The sequence below is a fragment of the Brucella anthropi genome (genome assembly GCF_046630315.1).
GTDB lineage: Bacteria > Pseudomonadota > Alphaproteobacteria > Rhizobiales > Rhizobiaceae > Brucella > Brucella anthropi_A.
In genome coordinates this window covers 195,329-211,755 of sequence record NZ_LQBD01000033.1, presented here as the reverse complement: position 1 = coordinate 211,755, position 16,427 = coordinate 195,329, and the positions used below count along the sequence as shown (strand labels likewise).

Genomic DNA, 16,427 nt, shown 5'->3' with positions numbered 1-16,427 from the left:
TCGATCTCGAATAGGCGTCCCTGTCGGGATCAGCTTATATCAGCTTGCCGGACCGACCAGTAACGGCGTCCGGATTACGCCCTCCAGGGTTTTCGGATCAAGCGCCATGATTGCCGCCTCATCGAAAATATCGCCCATTGCGGAAGCAATGCCGGTCTTTTGCAGTTCCTCCAGAAATTTACGATGAACGCGCGGATCCTGATCCTCATACTCGATCTGACGGCCGCCATCCTTCACGGATGTCGCCCCTCCGCCTTCCGCGCTCTTCCGGCGCAGCGAGATGAACGGGTAGCGCCGGCTGCCAAGCGAACAGGCGACATAACGCGCCGGCTGATCGCAGGTATTGAAATGCTGATGGTACATCCAGAAGGGGGGCGTATACATATATCCGTGACGCCATGGAATTTCCTTGAATTCGGAATCGCCATCGTACCACATCAATGAATAACCTTCGCCGTCGACCGCATGAACATGGGTGCCGGCAGCGTGACGGTGTGCTTTCTTGTAACGTCCGACCGGCATTTGTGAAACATGCGAATGCATGGTGCCGTCTGCCAGGACGAAATTGACGTTGAGCGATCCCTTGCCGCGCCCTTCAAACTCGTAAAGCTTGAAACTGGTCAGATCGTGGACGAAATTGGTTTCCCAGATATTCTGGACCTTGCGCGCGGATTCAAGCCCATAGGAATAGAGCGCGCCTTCCCCGTCGAAATGCTTCTCGCCGCCGATGCGCTCTGCAAAAACGAAATCATTGGCGAAGACGAAATCGAGATTGTGATACAGATTGATGGTCAGCGGTGCATCGTTGGTGCACGAAAGGCGGACCGTCTCCTGGCCAGAACCGTTGTGGAACTGATACTGGCAATTCAGCGGAATGGCGAACAGAGCCTTGGGACCCCATTCAAAGGTACGTTGCGAACCATCAGGCAGCCAGACGGTCGTGGAACCATAGCCGGACAGAACATATACAAACATTTCATAGAGATGCTTGACCGGGCGGGTCTTCTTGCCGGGCAAGATCTCAATGACATAATTTGCCATGAAATCGCCCATGCCATGCGTATGGGCAAAGCAGCCTCGCGCCTCGTAGCGATCCCAGTCTCCGGTTTCCAGGCCGAGCAGATCATGTCCCAGGTCGAAATGGATGGGGATGCCCTCGCCCTGCGCCCAACTCTTGTAGGGATCGAGAAGGAATTTGGTGTGTCCGGGATCTGGCGTTGCGACCACATCGCCGGTCAGGGGCGAATTATTGGCTGTGCTGTTCATCTGATTCTCCCATTCCAGAACGGTTCCAGTTGAAACGGAAGTCCCGGAACCGCTCCCAATATTTGTTTCGTCGCATTTGCCTCACGCATCGAAGCGGGATCAGAAATCAGTCCACCGGACTGATTTCCCCGCAAGAACGGCTCCCGCTTTCGGGAGGCATGCTCCGGGAAATTATGGAAACTTCCCGTTCGCACTGGTAGTGCAATTCTGGAAAAAGCGTCTTCGCGATCGGTTATGAAGCCGCCTTATTCCACACCAAGCGCTTCCTTTATGACGGCGACGATTTCCGGTTTCTGCTGCAAGGCGGCACGAACGGTATTGCCGACGTCGTCGCCGATCTTCGGCTCGACCGGAAGAGACAGCTTCTCCGCCTTGGCTATGAGTTCCGGATCGTGCACGGCTTTGTCGTAAGCGTCCTGCAAGGCCTTGAGGCGATCCGCGGGGATGCCCGCCGGCCCGGCTGTCAGTCGGGAAATATTGCTCTGAGCCGCCACAAGCGCGATGACATTCTGTGCATTGGGATCGTTCGTCTGTGAAGACAATTGCGGCACATCGGTCTGTGTGCCGCCGATCTGGGCGATGATCTTGCCGTTGCCCTCGTCGAGAAACTGCTGGAAGGACGAGCGCGATCCGACCACGCCCTGAACCTCTCCGCGGAGCATGGCCAACTGGTCGTCGCCGCCATTATAACCGGAGATCACCTCAATCGGGAGATGAAGCGCCTTGACAAGCATGGTCGCCTCAATGTTCGAGGAACTGCTCTTGCCGGCAGTCGAAAACTTTACTGGCTCCTTGCTTTCCATCAACTGTTCAAAGGTGTCGATCCCCGCATCCTTGCTGACGACTATAACCCGCGGATCAGCGGCAGCCTTGCCGATCCACGACATCTTGCCCAGATCGAATTTAACGCCGGGGTCCCCTGCCAGCTGACTATAAATCAGACCCGTATTGAAAGTGCCGATCGTCAGGCCATCCGGCTCGGACCCGTAAACATAATTCGCCCCGATCAGATGGCCCGCCCCCGGCATGTTCTGGATTATGATTGTCGATCCTGGCAAATATTTCTGCATATATTGCGCAATCAGGCGAGCATTGGTGTCGTATCCTCCCCCGGGACCGGTGGCCACGATATAGTTGATCGTCTTTCCTTTGAAAAAATCGGCGCCCTGCCCCTCCTCGGCCAGTGCAGGCGCCAAGGCGATGGTGGCCAATGCCGCAACGCCCAGAAACATCTTGCAGAATTTTTGCATGTTATCTTACTCCTCCATTTCTATTCTCAGGCTATTCCCCTGCTTACGAAGCCGTTTCGAAACAGAACCCCAAGCGGCGCGGGGCGCACAAGCCGGCCGCGTTTCATCAATCGCATATGACGCGCTTCAAGCCCCTGTTTTCACGCATGTCTTTTGCCCATCGCAGCCGGATCGGAAATCGGTCGGGCGAATTGATTTCCCGCGAAGACGGTTCCCGTTCTTGGGGAAACGTTCGCTTGTCGGGCTTACTTCCAGCCAGACAAGGACTGGATTCCGTCGTTGGCGCAATTTTGGGGGAACGGGATTTGGTGTTTATCCGGTCAAACCCCAATATTCCTTCATCGCATCCTGCGGATGCCTTGCCCGTGGGCGAAAATACAGGGAGCGGTCGCCATTCAACGGACCGTTGCGAACCGCTCCCTCCGAAAAATTACTCGTTGGCTTGGGTTTCCTTCAAAATATCGACGGTCTGCGCATCCGCCGACAATGCCGTCTGCACAAGCCTGGCCACATCATCACCGATTAAGGGGGCCACCGGTAGTCCGAGGGTTTTCGCCTTCGCCCGATAGTCCGGATCTTCCGTTGCCGCGCGATAGGCCTCCCGCAACGCGCCAAGCTGATCGGCGGCAATGTCGGCCGGTCCGGCGGTCAGGCTTGTCAGATTGCTCTGCGAACCGATCAGCTTCACAACGGCCTGCCCGGCCGGGTCGCTGATGAGTGAGGACAGTTGCGGAACATCGGTTTGTGTTCCACCAATCTGGGCAATGATCCGCGCCTTGCCTTCATTGACGAGCGGCTGCCATTCCGAGCGCGAACCAAGCACGCCCTGCGTCTCGCCACGAAGCATCGCCAGCTGATCTTCATTGCCGTTATAGCCGGAAACAATTTCGACCGGCAGTTTGAGCGTCTTGACGAGCATCGTTGTTTCCATCATCGATGCCGTGCCCTTGCCGGGCGCTGAAAACTTGATGGGCTGTTTCAACGCCTGAAGCTGATCGAAATTTTCAATCCCGCTTTCCGTCGACACGATAATGACGCGCGGATCGGCTGTTGCCTTGCCGATCCAGGACATTTTGCCCAGATCGAAACGGACGCCCGGATCCTTTATCAACTGTTGATAAATCAGGCCGGTATTGAACGTGCCGAAGATCAGCCCATCCGGTTTCGAAGCGGAAATATAATTGGCGCCGATCAGATGGCCTGCCCCGGGCATGTTCTGGACGATGATGGTCGAGCCCGGCAGATATTTCTGCATATATTGCGCGATCAAACGGCCATTTGTGTCATAAACACCGCCGGGCGATGTTGCGACGATATAGGTGATCGTCTTTCCGTTGAAAAACTCTGCGCCGCCATTCGCCATTGCGGCATTGGGGGCTATGGCACCGGCCAGAGCCGAAATCGCAACGGCGATCCGCATCATGATATGTTTCATCTTCTTGAATTCTCCTCCCTATATTCCCACGGTTCTCCAGGGACGGGACAATATTTCCGCATGGCAAACGCCCGCTCCCCGCGCGTTTGCCATGCCATGATTCACGCGGCCGCGAAGCCGAATTTTGCCATCAGCAAAGGCGTCAGGAAGCCCGGATGCAACTGGATGTGAAGCAGCATGGCAAATGCCAGATAGAGAACGAGCGTCGCTCCAACGGCCAGGGAAATGGCCAGCCGCCAGGAAACCCTGGCCTGCTGCCTGAGGAATATCAAGAGAAGGGCCGGCACGCTGACATAATACCCGAAAAGCAGGATACAGACGATGAAGGCAACGAAGAAAGCCCACATCACCAGTTCCTGACGCACCGTATGCGGCCCGAACTCCGGCAACTCCTCGACTGCCGGCACGGCCACGTCAACCCCGACGGGATGATCGAGGCCGGCACGCGGCGCACCGTGGAACGTGCTCTTTGGCGAGCTGAGAAGATCAACGGCGAGTTGGATGAGACATAAGGCGACACCGGGTATCGCGACAATGAGCGGCATCATGCGCGCCTTGGCGGGATAGCCCATCGCAAGGGTGATCGCGACTGCAAAAAACAGCAGCATCACAACCGTCAGCCAGGTGGAGAAAGTAAATCGCTTCATCATGCGCCTGCTCCTGCATGTGCCGGACGTTTGGCGGCTACGAGATTCTTATAGAAGGCATACGCCATCAGGGCGACGATAATGCCAATGAGGACCAGCGACAGCGGGCGCATGAAGAAGGAGTAACCCCATAATTGCAGCGCCTGATGCAGCGATGCTTCCGCCTTGCTGCCCAGGACAAGCCCGATGACGAAAGGCGAGCGCGGCCAGCCAGCGCGCTGGAAGCCATAGCCCAGTAGACTGAAAAGCCCCAGTATCACCAGATTTTGCCACTGTACGTCGCTCACATAGCAGCCGATGGTGATGAAGATCAGAATGAACGGCACCAGAATCCGGCCATCCACGAAAGTCAGAACTGCAATCCAGCGGCAGGAAAAAAGCAGCAGGAGCACGGCAATGAGATTGCCGACCACCAGCGCCCAGATCAGCGTCCAGACGAGATCGAGATGCTCGGTCACCATCAGGGCACCCGGCTGAATGCCAAGGATGAGGAATGCGCCCAGCAGAACAGCCATGCCGGAGCTGCCGGGAATGCCGAAGAACAGCGTTGGAAGCAGAGAGCCCCCTTCCTTGCCGTTACTCGCCGTTTCAGGCGCGATAACGCCTTCGATCGCGCCCTTGCCGAACCGCTCCGGTGTCTTGGAACTTTGCACCGCATGACCGTAGCAGAGCCATGCCGCCGTCGATCCGCCCAGCCCCGGAATCATTCCGATCACCGCACCGATCACCGAGGTCCGCAGCACAAGCCACCAATGACGCGGCACTTCCATGACGCCGGAAAGCAATTGCCTGTACGAGAAACCGCTGTCCATGGAGACGGCCGAGATCGAGCCCCCCTTGGTTGCAAGCGCAATCATTTCCGGTACGGCAAACATGGCCAGCACAGCCGTCACGAGGCTCACGCCATCCCATAGAAACAGCATATCGCCAGCGTAACGCGCCGTACCCGTGATCGGATCCATACCGATCGTGGAAAGCATCAGGCCATAGCAGCCAACGATCAGTCCTTTCACGATCTTGTTGCCGCTTGCCAGAAATGCGATGAAACTTATGCCCAGCAGCGCGATGAGAAAGAATTCTGCCGGGCTGAACATCAGAATGATTGGCTGCAGCACCGGGATCATGAGGGCGAATACGGCCGCTCCGATAATCCCGCCGACCCCCGATGCGGTGATGCTCGCACCAAGCGCCCGTGCCGCCTGCCCCTGTTTGGCCAGCGGATAGCCGTCGAGCGTGGTTGCCGCGTCGTCGCCATCGCCAGGAATGCCGAACATGATGCTGGAAATCTGTCCGCTGGTGCCGTTGACCGCGTGGAGGGCGAGCAGAAACACGGCACCGCCAACCATATCCATACCATAGACGAACGGTATCGCCATCGCTATCGAGAGCTTGCCGCCGATGCCTGGCGTAATCCCCACAAGCAAGCCGCAAACGACTGCAATCAGCATGAGTCCCATAATATGAGGCGAGCTTACAAGACTGTAGAGCGCCCCAAACATAACCTGGATCATTTAAGGTATTTTCCTCCTCCGACGGGTACGCCAATCTGGCTGTATGGCCGTCAGGCAACTGTCGGTATGCTCCTCATACCGCCGACATTGCCATCTCCTCGTAACAGCTTTCTGCCGTTTGTTTTCAAGTTAGGTGTGGCCCGATAATTTTGTCCAAAGCAAAAAATTATGTGCAGATAAGCTAATTTCGCGTGGCCTCAGAAATCGGATAGAAATCACCGCCCCCGGAAGGGGCAAAGCGGGCGCACTCGCCGCCCAAACGATTCCGGCCCAAATGATTCCGGCCGAAACGAAGCCGGCGCACCATCCCTGCCCGTTTGTTTTCGCGCATATCTTTTGCCCGAACCCGATCACCGCTTTTGGGAGATATGCATCAGATAAAACCCATATTACCCAGACAAAAATACAGCACACCGATCGCGCCCAGCAGCGGGTACGCTCCTATTCTTGTCATCATGAGCAGGAAGGCGGCCAAAGCTATCGTTGCGATCTCAAGCGGAGAGAGACGGGCGGACGAACTGACGGTGTAGATGCCCGCGAAAATAAGTCCAAGCGCCACGGGCGCGAGACCTTTTTCGACGGCAATCCCCCATGGGCGCGTGCGAACGCGCTCCCAATAGCTGCCAACGATGCACAGAAGAACCGATGACGGCAGGAATATCGCACAGGCCGCGAGAAAGGCGGCGAAAAGCCCGCCAATATCCCATCCGATCAGCGCGACGATCAACGTGCCCGGCCCCGGCGCAGAGCGCGAGATTGCGTAAAGATCGGTAAAGCGTTCGCTGGTCAGCATATGCTGGCTATCGACCAATTGATGCTGAAGGCTTGCAACAATGGTCTGCCCCCCTCCGAAAGAGACAAGCGATAGCGGGATGCACAGCAAGATCAAATTAAGGAGCTTGCCGTCATCCACGGGGCTTGTCCTTTTCAAGGCAGTAAATGGCCGCGACACTTGCGGGAATAACACAAACAACCACTGTCACGAGCGGCCATTGGAGAACCCCGACTGCGGTAAAGACGGCCACAGCGATGAGGATCGGCACGATTCGACCGTTCAGGCGCCGGGAAGTCTTCAACCCCATCGTCAGGCTCGATGCGATGCCCATGCAGGCAAGCCCCCGCAGGATTGCCTGGGCCTCCGGGTAAATGCGAAGCCATTGGTAAAGCGCGCCGAGGACGAGAATGACTGCGAAGGCCGGAAAAACCATGCCAACAAGCGCGATGGCTGCGCCAGTAATGCCGCAAAGCTTCAGTCCGATGTAAACAGCAAGGTTTACAGGATTGGCGCCAGGCATGATCTGGGCAACGGTCAGGGTTTGGAGGAATTCGGAATCATTCATCCAGCCACGGCGTTCGACGATCTCCCGATGCGTCCATCCAGACATCCCGCCGCCGAAAGACGACGCGCCAAGGCGCAGAAAAGAAGCGAGCAGGGCCAGCGGGGAGATAGGATCCGGCCGCGCCTCTCGCTTTAACGTGTTAGCTGACTGGTCCATCGCCCCTCCTGTCATGGGATTGGTCTGCCTGGCTGGAGACAGGATATAAAAGTGCGTGGGCGTGGAAAAAGTCCACGCCATTTCCGATTAGTGCCGGAATAAGAAAAACTTAATAACCACCCATATGCCATCATATGCGTGCTATGCCGGAAACAGCCTCAAGCCCGGCATTCAGGCTTTCAAATGTTCAGGTCAATGGTGCCGGGCATATCCTTCAAAAGGCCGAACCGGCTTCAGGAGACGTGCCTGGGACCAGGGGCTGATGCGTTTGCATTCCGGCGCCTTCCCATCGGCGGCAGATGTTTCTCGCTGAAGCATGGCCCGGGCTCCCCTCCAAAGACGCAGCTTCCCGTTCGCGCTGCATCCTTTGCGCGCCCCGGAATGCGAAGCGCGCTGACACCACACATCGATAAACTTGCACAAGGTGATTGACCCGCCGGGGATTTGCAGTATTCTACTTAAAAAAGAACATCGTTCCGTATAAAGGAACAACAAGCAGCAATCAAGCTCCGGAGAATGCTAAAATGGCCGAACCACTGGTGTTGCGGACAGCGATCGGCAAACATGCCCACGCCAAGCCGTTGAAGGATGGACGTGTCCAATCAAATCGGGTTCGCCTTGAATTTGAGGAATTCGATCCGTTGCCGAAAGCTTTCCGCACCATGGTTCGCGGTGATGGGCTTGATCTGTCTGAAATGGCGATCATCACGCATTTGCTGGCTTACCATTACGGCAAGCCGATCACGGGCATCGCCGTACCGCTGTGGAGCCGCCTGCCGGCCACGAATCTGGTTTGCCCCACCGATTCGCCCGTTGCCGATCCACGTGACCTTGAAGGCCATAAGGTCGGGGTGCGCGCCTATGGGCAAACATCGGGGGTCTGGGTGCGAGGCATCCTGCAGCATGAATTTGGTGTCGATCTCAACAAGATCACCTGGGTCACGATGGAAGATTCGCACCTTGCTGAATATGAGGACCCGTCGATCGCGGTTCGCAACACCTCGCCGCTGGCCCTGCGGCCCTTGATGATGGCGGGGGAGCTGGCCGCAATCATGGGCGAGCGCGAAGTCGACCCTTCCGGCATACGCACTGTCATCCCTGATGCTGAAAGCACGGCGCGGACGTGGACTGAACGCACCGGCATTATGCCCATCAATCATGTTCTGACGGTCAAGACCGCGCTTGCGCAAGAATATCCCTGGCTCCTGGGCGAATTGTTCGAACTTTTCGACGAAGCGCGCCGCGTAGCGGAGCAGGAAGACGGCGCCGCCCCGCCTCCCGCCTATGGGCTGGAGGCAAACAGACATTCGCTGCAACTGGCCTTCGACTATTCCGCCGAACAGCTGATCACGCCGCGCGTCTACGATGTGGATGAGCTCTTTCCGAAATTTTGATCCGCCGGACACCGAGCCGGTTCAATACGCCTGCAAGCAGGCCGTATCCGAAGGACGACACTATGATTATCGACATTCACGGCCACTATACGACCGAGCCGCAAGCCCTCCACCAATTCCGCGACAAGCAGCTTGCCGGTCTTGCCGACCGCATGCGCCGGCCCACGAGCACGGATCTTGGCATTACCGATGAAATGCTTATCCAATCCGTGCAGCCGCAATTAAAGCTCCAGCGCGAACGCGGCAGCGACCTGACGATCTTCTCCCCGCGCGCGGCCGGCATGGCGCACCATGTCGGCACCGAAGCGACCGGCATTGAATGGACGAGGATTTCAAACGACCTCATCTATCGGATCTGCACATTGCTGCCTGACAATTTCGTCGCCGTCGGGCAATTGCCGCAGCATCCCGGCGCGGCTCCGAAAAACTGCATCCCGGAACTGGAGCGCATTGTAAACGAGCTGGGCTTCGTAGGCGTGAACCTCAATCCCGATCCTTCGGGAGGCTACTGGACAGGAACGCCGCTGACCGACCGGGAATGGTATCCGCTCTATGAAAAACTCTGCGAACTGGACGTTCCGGCGATGATCCATGTCACGTCGTCGTGCAATGCCTGCTTTCACCATACCGGCGCACACTACATCAACGGCGATACGACCGCCTTCATGCAGCTTCTCCAGGGCGATCTGTTCAAGGATTTCCCCACGCTAAAATTCGTCATCCCGCACGGCGGCGGCGCTGTGCCGTTCCATTGGGGCCGATATCGCGGCCTGGCGCAGGAATTGAAGAAGCCCCTTCTTTCGGAACATCTTCTCAATAACGTCTTCTTCGATACCTGTGTCTATCACTATCCCGGTATCGAACTGATGACCAGGGTCATCCCGATCGGCAATATCCTGTTTGCTTCGGAAATGCTGGGAGCGGTCAAGGGCATCGATCCGGAAACGGGCCATCATTACGATGATACCAAGCGCTATATCGATCAGCTCGAAGGGCTCGACGAGGCAGGCCGCTACAAGATTTTCGAGGGCAATGCGCGGCGGGTCTATCCGCGGCTCGATGCCATTCTCACCAGACGCGGGCATCCGGGACGCGCGGTCTGACGCGCGAGCCGGAAAGGCGGTTGGTCAGCAGCACATTTCGTCGTCATAGGAAAGAATTGCATTCTTCATCCAGTATGGCGGCAAGTCGTCCTCACTGACTTCGACAACGCGCTTGAACAGCTTGAACTGGTGCCGCCGATCCGGAGCGGTCCAAAAGGCAACAACCGTTTCCAGCGGCGGGCATCCGGGCAAACCGCAAGCGATTTCCGAAACCATGACGGCATCCTCCTCCCGCAGCGAAAAACGGTGCCGTGTCCAGCCTTTCAGGCGGCGCACGGCCTGGAGATGTTCAGGAGGAATGGAAGCGGATCGAAGCATGGTCTGACCTGAATTCGCGGGGAATGGCCCTTGGTAAACGATGCGCAGCTTCCGTCAAAGCCAATTCGAACAAAGCGGGCCGGAATATGCCGGCATCCGCAGACAGATGAAAGGAAGAAGATATGACACAACAGGTTCTCGCGGCCGTTCGCACCGGGCCAAGCCAGCTGGAAATGCGGGAGTTTCCGATGCCGGAAATTCCCGAAGACGGCGCGCTGCTGAAGATGGAAGTCGCCGGCATTTGCGGCACGGACGTCAAGCTGTTCAGAAAACCGCCCAGCAATGTGCCAACCATCATGGGCCATGAGAATATCGGCTATATTGCAAAGGCCGGGCGCGAATTCACCCGCCGCAAGGGTTTTAAGGAAGGCGATCTTGTTTTTGTCGAACATTATGTGATGTGCGGCAAGTGCGAATGGTGCCATCGCGGCCAGTACCGCCATTGCGAAAACACCGACTGGCGCAAGAACCCGGAGGGCATCCGTTACGGCTATACCTCAGCCGAACGCGCCCCACATCTTTGGGGCGGCTTTGCCCAATATGTTTATCTGCCATGGAACGCTGTCGTTCACCACGTTCCCAAGGGCGTTTCGCCGGAGCTTGCCGGTCTTGTCACGCCGATGGCCAACGGCATTGAATGGTCGCTGTTTGATTCCGGCGTCGGCTACAATTCGACCGTGTTGATCCAGGGGCCCGGCCAGCAGGGCCTGTCGCAAACCGTAATCTGCAAACAGGCGGGCGCTTCGCTCATCATCGTTACCGGGACGGCCAAGGACGCAGCACGCCTTGAGGTGGCCAGGAAGCTCGGCGCGGACCATGTCATCAATGTGAGCGAAGAAGATCCGCTCGCGCGCATCATGGAGATCACCGGCGGCAAGGGCGTGGACGTTTCGCTCGATTGTACGGCAGGCGCGGGTACAATTCCGATCACGCTCGGCATTGAAGCCCTGAAGCGCAAGGCCGGCACGATCCTGGTGCAAGGTGAACTGAAAGAGTTCCCGAATTTCCCGCTTGAAAAGATGACCGTCAAGGCCATTACCATGAAGAGCGCCCGCGGCCACAGCTACGAAGCGTGCGAGCTTGCCCTGCAGCAGCTCGCCTCGGACCGCTTCCCGCTCGATCTCGTCACCACGCACAAATTCGCACTCAAGGACGCAGCGCTTGCCATCGAGTCGGTCGGCGGCAACGGCGTGCCGAATGTCATTCATGCATCGCTTATGCCTTGGGAATAAGGGGGACCACAACGATGACTTTGGGATTTAGAATTCTCCAGCGCCGCCGACGCGTCGCGACCGCGATCGCCGATCGATTCCGCGACGTGCCGGTTGCATGCGTCAGCGACGTCATGAACCGCATGAATTCCGCGGGCGCGGAGCTTCGCCCGATGCACGCATCGGGCGTGCTTGCGGGAGTGGCTTTCACGGTGCGGGTGCGCCCCGGCGACAATCTGATGATTCACAAGGCCCTGCTGATGGCGGGCCCCGGCGATGTGATCGTGGTCGACGCGGGCGGCGACCTCACCAACGCGCTTATCGGCGAGATGATGCTCACTTATGCGCGCGCCATCGGCGTTACCGGCGTTGTGATCAACGGAGCGGTACGCGATTATGGATGGATCAAGGCCGGCACCTATCCGGTCTTTGCCGCCGGGGTCACGCATCGCGGTCCCTACAAGGACGGTCCGGGCGAAATCAATGTGCCGATTTCGATCGGTGGCATGGTCATTGAGCCCGGCGATCTCATTCTGGGCGACGACGACGGTTTGATCTGCGTGCCTTTCGATCAGGTCGAACAGGTCTACGCAAAGGCAAAAGCGAAAAACGAGGCGGAAATGAAAACCGTCGCCAATACGCTTTCAGGCAAGCTCGACCCCAAATCCTGGGTGGACGAAAGCTTGCGTGAACTCGGCTGCGAGGGGGTATGACGTGACCATAGCCACGACAATCATTGATGGAATAACCACACGTTACGAAGTTTTGGGCGAAGGGCCGCCCTTGCTGATGTATGCGCCGGGCGGCCTGGATGCCACCATTGAAAAATGGCGCACGCAAGGCATTTATGCCGATCTGCAATTTCTGGAGGAATTATCCAGACACTTCACTTGCATCACTTTTGACCGGCGCGAATGCGGCCTTTCCGGCGGCCGTGTCGAACGGGTGGATTGGTCGGATTACGTGCGCCAGGGCAAAGGCCTGCTGGAGCATCTGGGCCATGAGAAAGCCTTTCTCATGGGAGGCTGCATGGGATGCAGCGTCGTTGCAGCCTTTGGCGTTGCCCACCCCGAGATGGTCATGGGGATGGTTCTGTTCTGGCCGGTCGGCGGCGCACGCTATCGCCTGTCGGGGCATCAGCGTTTTGCCGAGCATCTGGCTTTCGTCAACCAGAACGGTCTTCAGGCTGTGGTCGAGCTGGCAAAATCCGGTACGAAGCCTTTCGGCGCCGATCCGCGCAGCGGCCCCTGGGTTTCGGTTCTGCGCCACGATGAGGGATTTGTCAGAAATTACCTCGCGCTGGATGTCGATCGCTACAAGGCCATCGTCGCGGGCATGGCCCGCACACTTTACGATCGCGACACCGTGCCCGGCGCCGAACCCGAGGATCTGCTCTGCCTCGACAGTCCGGCGCTCATCATTCCGGGAGCAGACGCCTCCCACGCAACATCGGCAGCGCGCTACCTGCAGGAATGCATTCCCGGCTCGCAATATTGGGACGTGCCGGTTTCCGCTCAAAGCCGGACCGACACCAATGCGCGGGTGATCGAATTTCTAAAGTCCGGCATCTAGAGCATTTTCGAACCAAAAGTGCAAAGCGCCTACGCGGGGAAATCAGTCCACAGGACTGATTTCCGATCCCGCTTCGATGCGGAGGAAAATGCGACAAAACAAACAGTTAGAGCGGTTCCCCCCTTCGGGAGACAAGCTCTCACAAGCAGGCGTCAGCACATCCGAAATATGCCATGCAGCTTCCCGCTGCATGGCATTTTTGTTTTTCCAATGAAACCGACAAAAAAAGCGCCAATCCGCAGGAGCGGACCGGCGCCTTGCACCACATTGTTCTTTCAGGGAATCAGATCAGTCCCGACAGCAACCCCACGCCGGCGAGCGAAACAACCGCACCGGCGACACGCAGGGCGGCCTGGCCGAAGCGGGTGACAGCCGCGCCGAAGAACAGGCCCGACGCGTGCAGGAATGCCGTCGCAACCATGAAGCCAATTCCGTACTCAAGACCGGAAGCATCCAGCGGCATTTCAGTGCCATGCGCGTGACCGTGGAAAACCGCGAACAGGCCGGTGACGCCCATGGCGACGGCAACCGACGGACGCCAGCCGAGCGCAACAGCCAGACCGAGGACGACAAGGGAAGCTGCAATGCCAGCTTCGACGAATGGCACGGCTATGCCTTGCATACCCAAAAGACCGCCGACAGCCATCATCGCTATAAAGCTGGCCGGCAGCAGCCAGCGCGCGCGTCCACCGAGCATGAAGGCAAAACTGCCGACCGCACCCATCGCCAGGATATGATCCAGACCAGTCAATGGATGTGCAAAGCCCTGCGTGACATCCGCAACATGATTAAGGCTCGGATGAGCAAAAGCGGCACTAGGCAAGAGCGCGGCTGCAATCGCCGCAAGGCCGCGTTTCGTTGATAGTTTCATCTCACATTCCTCTGATTTTCAAGAACCCAGACAGGTTATAATTGCTTCATCCGAAGCCAATATCGCGAAAGATTAGCCAGCCGGAGCACGCTCCCGAAAACTGCGATATTTCTCGGAAAGGAAGCCCAGGCGAGAGCGAGAACGAGACAGCGATATGAAAAATATTCCGCCCTGATTGCGAGGATCGGATATGCCGCAACGAAAGTAAATTTTATTCTCTTTACGCAGCGTTTAAGTTTTTTTAATGTGACTGCACCATGCAGAATATAACTCTTCGACAATTGAAGTCGGTGCTTGCGATTGAAGCCCATGGAAGGATTGTTGCCGCTGCGCAGGCCATCGGCCTGACGGCGCCTGCGGTAACACTGCAACTCAAGCAGATCGAGGAGGTCATGGGAATCTCGCTCTTCGAGCGCACCTCCCACGGCATGCTGCCAACGCAAGCGGGCAGCGCGGTGCTGGCGGCAGCAAAGGAGATTGAACAGCGCCTTGCCGCTCTCGGCCAGGAGATTGATGCGTTCAAGGGCGTCAAGCGCGGTCGTATTTCAGTCGGGGCGGTTTCCACCGTGAAATATTTTGCCGAACCGATGGCCGCAGCCTTTGCGAAAGCCTATCCCGATATTGATCTGGAACTGTTCATCGAACGGCGAACCGATACGGTGGAGCGCCTCAGAAGCCGGACCATCGACGTTGCCCTGTTCGGCAGGCCACCGCGCGATTTTTCGGTGCGCGCAACTGTTTTCGGCGAACATTCATTCGTCGTCGTGAGTGCGCCAAACCATGAACTGGTGGGCCGGCAGGCTATCTCCAAGCAGGAGATTGCCCGTCAGCATTTCTTCCTCAGAAGCCCGGATGCGGGGACGCGCGTTTTCTTTGAAAAATTCATGTGCGACATTCCGGGGCGTTCTGCGGGACCGAATACCGAAATGGAGTCAATCGAGGATATCAAACAGGCCATCATGGCCGATGACAGCGTGGCCTTTCTGGCGACGCACAGTGTCGCGGCCGAAGTGCGGGCCGGCAAGCTTGCCGTATTGGATGTCGAAGGATTGCCACTGCGCAGACAATGGTTTTCCGTCACCCGCGCCGATCGCCTCAAAACACCGGTCATCACCGCGTTTGAAGCTTTTCTGTCCAGTGAAGGACGGAATTTTCTGCCCGACCTGTCAGGGACGGAAGATATGGGAAACTGAGGCGCGTCGCATTTTGATGCATCACGCCTTGCAGATGCCCGACCGCCCTGCGGAGCTGACCAAATCCCGATGGACGAAGCGCATCGGGATTTGGTATCAGATCACGTAGCTTTCCATTGTTTCCGGAGCAAAAATATCTTCCGGCTGCAACAGCCGCTTCGACAGCCCCTGTTCGCAGGAATAGCGCAGGAATGTCTCAAGCACATGCCGATTGGCCTTGAAGCCATAGCTCCAGTAATCCACGCCCATGGTGCGGCGGGCATCTTCAATATGCGCGCTTAACCAGGGCAGCATGACTTTCAGCGCCGCCGTTTCCGTCAAATCGCGATAGGCGCGGTGCTGCGCTTCGACAAATGCCTTGTAAAGCGATTGGGCGATCCAGCGATTGGCCTCGTAGAGTTCCCGCCGGATAACGACCGTGTGCATGATCGGAAAGATGTTCGTCTTGCGAAAATAGGCTCGCTCGATCTCGACAAAATCCTCGAACAAGCGGCGCACATGGCCTTTGGGTCCATTATAGGACGAAGGCTTGCGGGCTGTATAAAGCGCGTCGATCTCGCCATTGCACAACATGGCGGAAAGGGTCTGTCCTGGACCGATACGTTGCAGGCGGATATTTTGCGGCAGATCGAGGGGCAGCTTTTCCGGCCTGTCGGGCTGTTCCTCGCCGCCGCTGTAATAGGTCACATCGTCGACCTTCACGCCATATTCATCGGATAGAATACCCCTGATCCACACCGGCGCGGTCATCTGATATTCCGGATTGCCGATCCGCTTGCCGATCAGATCTCGTGGTTCGTGGATGCCGGCATCGGCATTCACATAGATCGAAGAGTGCCGGAAAAAGCGCGATGGGAAGATCGGGATCGCGACGAAGGGCCGCTCCGGCGCGAAACAGGACATGACATAGGATGACAATGACATTTCAGCAATGTCGAATTCCCGATGTCGAAGCATACGAAAGAACGTTTCCTCGACCGGCATGTTCAGGAACACAAGATCGATACCGTCAGGCGCCACCGTTTTGTCCATCAGTGGACGCACGCGGTCATAATCCCAACAACCGAAGGAAAGGCGAAGCAAAGAACTCAGAGGAAGCTCCCTAGCGGGTTTTTACATGATGAGGCTTCGGTCTCCGGTTCGGAACACGATTCCATGCC

At 57.3% G+C, this 16,427-nt stretch carries 16 protein-coding genes; 6 read left to right on the top strand and 10 right to left on the bottom strand.

Annotated features, from left to right (window positions below; all coding sequences use genetic code 11):
- Positions 1 to 39 precede the first annotated feature (39 nt).
- The 7 genes from AVM02_RS14710 to AVM02_RS14680 form a co-directional block, all read right to left on the bottom strand.
- Positions 40 to 1,266 carry a hypothetical protein gene (locus tag AVM02_RS14710; RefSeq protein ID WP_411507662.1) on the bottom strand — a complete coding sequence of 409 codons (1,227 nt, stop codon included), beginning with the start codon at positions 1,264 to 1,266 and terminating at the stop codon, positions 40 to 42.
- Positions 1,267 to 1,511: 245 nt separating this feature from the next.
- Positions 1,512 to 2,516, bottom strand: a complete 1,005-nt coding sequence (locus tag AVM02_RS14705) for a Bug family tripartite tricarboxylate transporter substrate binding protein (protein WP_411507661.1) — start codon at positions 2,514 to 2,516, stop codon at positions 1,512 to 1,514.
- A gap of 430 nt (positions 2,517 to 2,946) precedes the next feature.
- The gene (locus tag AVM02_RS14700; protein ID WP_411507660.1) at positions 2,947 to 3,951 is read right to left on the bottom strand and encodes a Bug family tripartite tricarboxylate transporter substrate binding protein; all 1,005 of its coding nucleotides are present in this window, start codon (positions 3,949 to 3,951) and stop codon (positions 2,947 to 2,949) included.
- Between the two features lie 101 nt (positions 3,952 to 4,052).
- A complete protein-coding gene (locus AVM02_RS14695) occupies positions 4,053 to 4,601 on the bottom strand; it encodes a tripartite tricarboxylate transporter TctB family protein (protein WP_411507659.1) in 549 nt (182 codons plus the stop codon).
- The gene (locus AVM02_RS14690; RefSeq protein ID WP_411507658.1) at positions 4,598 to 6,046 is read right to left on the bottom strand and encodes a tripartite tricarboxylate transporter permease; all 1,449 of its coding nucleotides are present in this window, start codon (positions 6,044 to 6,046) and stop codon (positions 4,598 to 4,600) included. The genes AVM02_RS14695 and AVM02_RS14690 overlap by 4 nt, the downstream gene beginning before the upstream one ends.
- A gap of 436 nt (positions 6,047 to 6,482) precedes the next feature.
- Positions 6,483 to 7,022: a chromate transporter gene (locus AVM02_RS14685; RefSeq protein WP_411507657.1), complete on the bottom strand. Its 540-nt coding sequence runs from the start codon at positions 7,020 to 7,022 to the stop codon at positions 6,483 to 6,485.
- On the bottom strand, positions 7,015 to 7,686 hold the full coding sequence (locus AVM02_RS14680; protein ID WP_411507656.1) for a chromate transporter: 672 nt from the start codon (positions 7,684 to 7,686) through the stop codon (positions 7,015 to 7,017). The genes AVM02_RS14685 and AVM02_RS14680 overlap by 8 nt, the downstream gene beginning before the upstream one ends.
- 347 nt (positions 7,687 to 8,033) lie before the next feature.
- Between AVM02_RS14680 and AVM02_RS14675 the strand changes: the two genes are divergently transcribed.
- Complete coding sequence (locus tag AVM02_RS14675; RefSeq protein WP_411507655.1) at positions 8,034 to 8,999, top strand: ABC transporter substrate-binding protein; 966 nt, start codon at positions 8,034 to 8,036, stop codon at positions 8,997 to 8,999.
- 62 nt (positions 9,000 to 9,061) lie between these two features.
- Positions 9,062 to 10,102, top strand: a complete 1,041-nt coding sequence (locus AVM02_RS14670) for an amidohydrolase family protein (RefSeq protein WP_411507654.1) — start codon at positions 9,062 to 9,064, stop codon at positions 10,100 to 10,102.
- Between the two features lie 24 nt (positions 10,103 to 10,126).
- Here AVM02_RS14670 and AVM02_RS14665 read toward each other — a convergent pair whose 3' ends face one another.
- Positions 10,127 to 10,420 carry a hypothetical protein gene (locus tag AVM02_RS14665; protein ID WP_411507653.1) on the bottom strand — a complete coding sequence of 98 codons (294 nt, stop codon included), beginning with the start codon at positions 10,418 to 10,420 and terminating at the stop codon, positions 10,127 to 10,129.
- A gap of 122 nt (positions 10,421 to 10,542) precedes the next feature.
- Between AVM02_RS14665 and AVM02_RS14660 the strand changes: the two genes are divergently transcribed.
- The 3 genes from AVM02_RS14660 to AVM02_RS14650 are packed head-to-tail and all read left to right on the top strand — an operon-like array spanning position 10,543 to position 13,203.
- Entirely contained in the window at positions 10,543 to 11,652 is a 1,110-nt protein-coding gene (locus tag AVM02_RS14660; RefSeq protein ID WP_411507652.1) for a zinc-dependent alcohol dehydrogenase, read from the top strand.
- Positions 11,653 to 11,666: 14 nt separating this feature from the next.
- Positions 11,667 to 12,344, top strand: coding sequence for an RraA family protein (locus AVM02_RS14655; RefSeq protein ID WP_411507651.1), 678 nt, complete (start codon positions 11,667 to 11,669; stop codon positions 12,342 to 12,344).
- Between the two features lies 1 nt (position 12,345).
- Complete coding sequence (locus AVM02_RS14650; protein ID WP_411507650.1) at positions 12,346 to 13,203, top strand: alpha/beta fold hydrolase; 858 nt, start codon at positions 12,346 to 12,348, stop codon at positions 13,201 to 13,203.
- A gap of 283 nt (positions 13,204 to 13,486) precedes the next feature.
- On the opposite strand, the gene AVM02_RS14645 is transcribed toward AVM02_RS14650, so the two are convergent.
- Positions 13,487 to 14,074 (bottom strand): HupE/UreJ family protein, encoded by a 588-nt coding sequence (locus AVM02_RS14645; RefSeq protein ID WP_411507649.1) that lies wholly within the window; start codon positions 14,072 to 14,074, stop codon positions 13,487 to 13,489.
- A gap of 257 nt (positions 14,075 to 14,331) precedes the next feature.
- On the opposite strand from AVM02_RS14645, the gene AVM02_RS14640 reads away from it, so the two are divergent.
- Positions 14,332 to 15,267 carry a LysR family transcriptional regulator gene (locus AVM02_RS14640; protein ID WP_411507648.1) on the top strand — a complete coding sequence of 312 codons (936 nt, stop codon included), beginning with the start codon at positions 14,332 to 14,334 and terminating at the stop codon, positions 15,265 to 15,267.
- Between the two features lie 96 nt (positions 15,268 to 15,363).
- Here the strand turns inward: AVM02_RS14640 and AVM02_RS14635 are convergent, their stop codons facing one another.
- On the bottom strand, positions 15,364 to 16,299 hold the full coding sequence (locus AVM02_RS14635) for an ABC transporter substrate-binding protein (protein ID WP_411507647.1): 936 nt from the start codon (positions 16,297 to 16,299) through the stop codon (positions 15,364 to 15,366).
- Positions 16,300 to 16,427: the final 128 nt, after the last annotated feature.

Excerpts from the sequence above, each read along its gene's own strand:
- AVM02_RS14710 (WP_411507662.1), bottom strand. The coding sequence starts at position 1,266 with ATGAACAGCACAGCCAATAATTCGCCCCTGACCGGCGATGTGGTCGCA.
- AVM02_RS14705 (WP_411507661.1), bottom strand. The coding sequence starts at position 2,516 with ATGCAAAAATTCTGCAAGATGTTTCTGGGCGTTGCGGCATTGGCCACC.
- AVM02_RS14700 (WP_411507660.1), bottom strand. The coding sequence starts at position 3,951 with ATGAAACATATCATGATGCGGATCGCCGTTGCGATTTCGGCTCTGGCC.
- AVM02_RS14695 (WP_411507659.1), bottom strand. The coding sequence starts at position 4,601 with ATGATGAAGCGATTTACTTTCTCCACCTGGCTGACGGTTGTGATGCTG.
- AVM02_RS14690 (WP_411507658.1), bottom strand. The coding sequence starts at position 6,046 with ATGCTGATTGCAGTCGTTTGCGGCTTGCTTGTGGGGATTACGCCAGGC.
- AVM02_RS14680 (WP_411507656.1), bottom strand. The coding sequence starts at position 7,686 with ATGGCGTGGACTTTTTCCACGCCCACGCACTTTTATATCCTGTCTCCA.
- AVM02_RS14670 (WP_411507654.1), top strand. The coding sequence starts at position 9,062 with ATGATTATCGACATTCACGGCCACTATACGACCGAGCCGCAAGCCCTC.
- AVM02_RS14665 (WP_411507653.1), bottom strand. The coding sequence starts at position 10,420 with ATGCTTCGATCCGCTTCCATTCCTCCTGAACATCTCCAGGCCGTGCGC.
- AVM02_RS14660 (WP_411507652.1), top strand. The coding sequence starts at position 10,543 with ATGACACAACAGGTTCTCGCGGCCGTTCGCACCGGGCCAAGCCAGCTG.
- AVM02_RS14655 (WP_411507651.1), top strand. The coding sequence starts at position 11,667 with ATGACTTTGGGATTTAGAATTCTCCAGCGCCGCCGACGCGTCGCGACC.
- AVM02_RS14645 (WP_411507649.1), bottom strand. The coding sequence starts at position 14,074 with ATGAAACTATCAACGAAACGCGGCCTTGCGGCGATTGCAGCCGCGCTC.
- AVM02_RS14640 (WP_411507648.1), top strand. The coding sequence starts at position 14,332 with ATGCAGAATATAACTCTTCGACAATTGAAGTCGGTGCTTGCGATTGAA.
- AVM02_RS14635 (WP_411507647.1), bottom strand. The coding sequence starts at position 16,299 with ATGGACAAAACGGTGGCGCCTGACGGTATCGATCTTGTGTTCCTGAAC.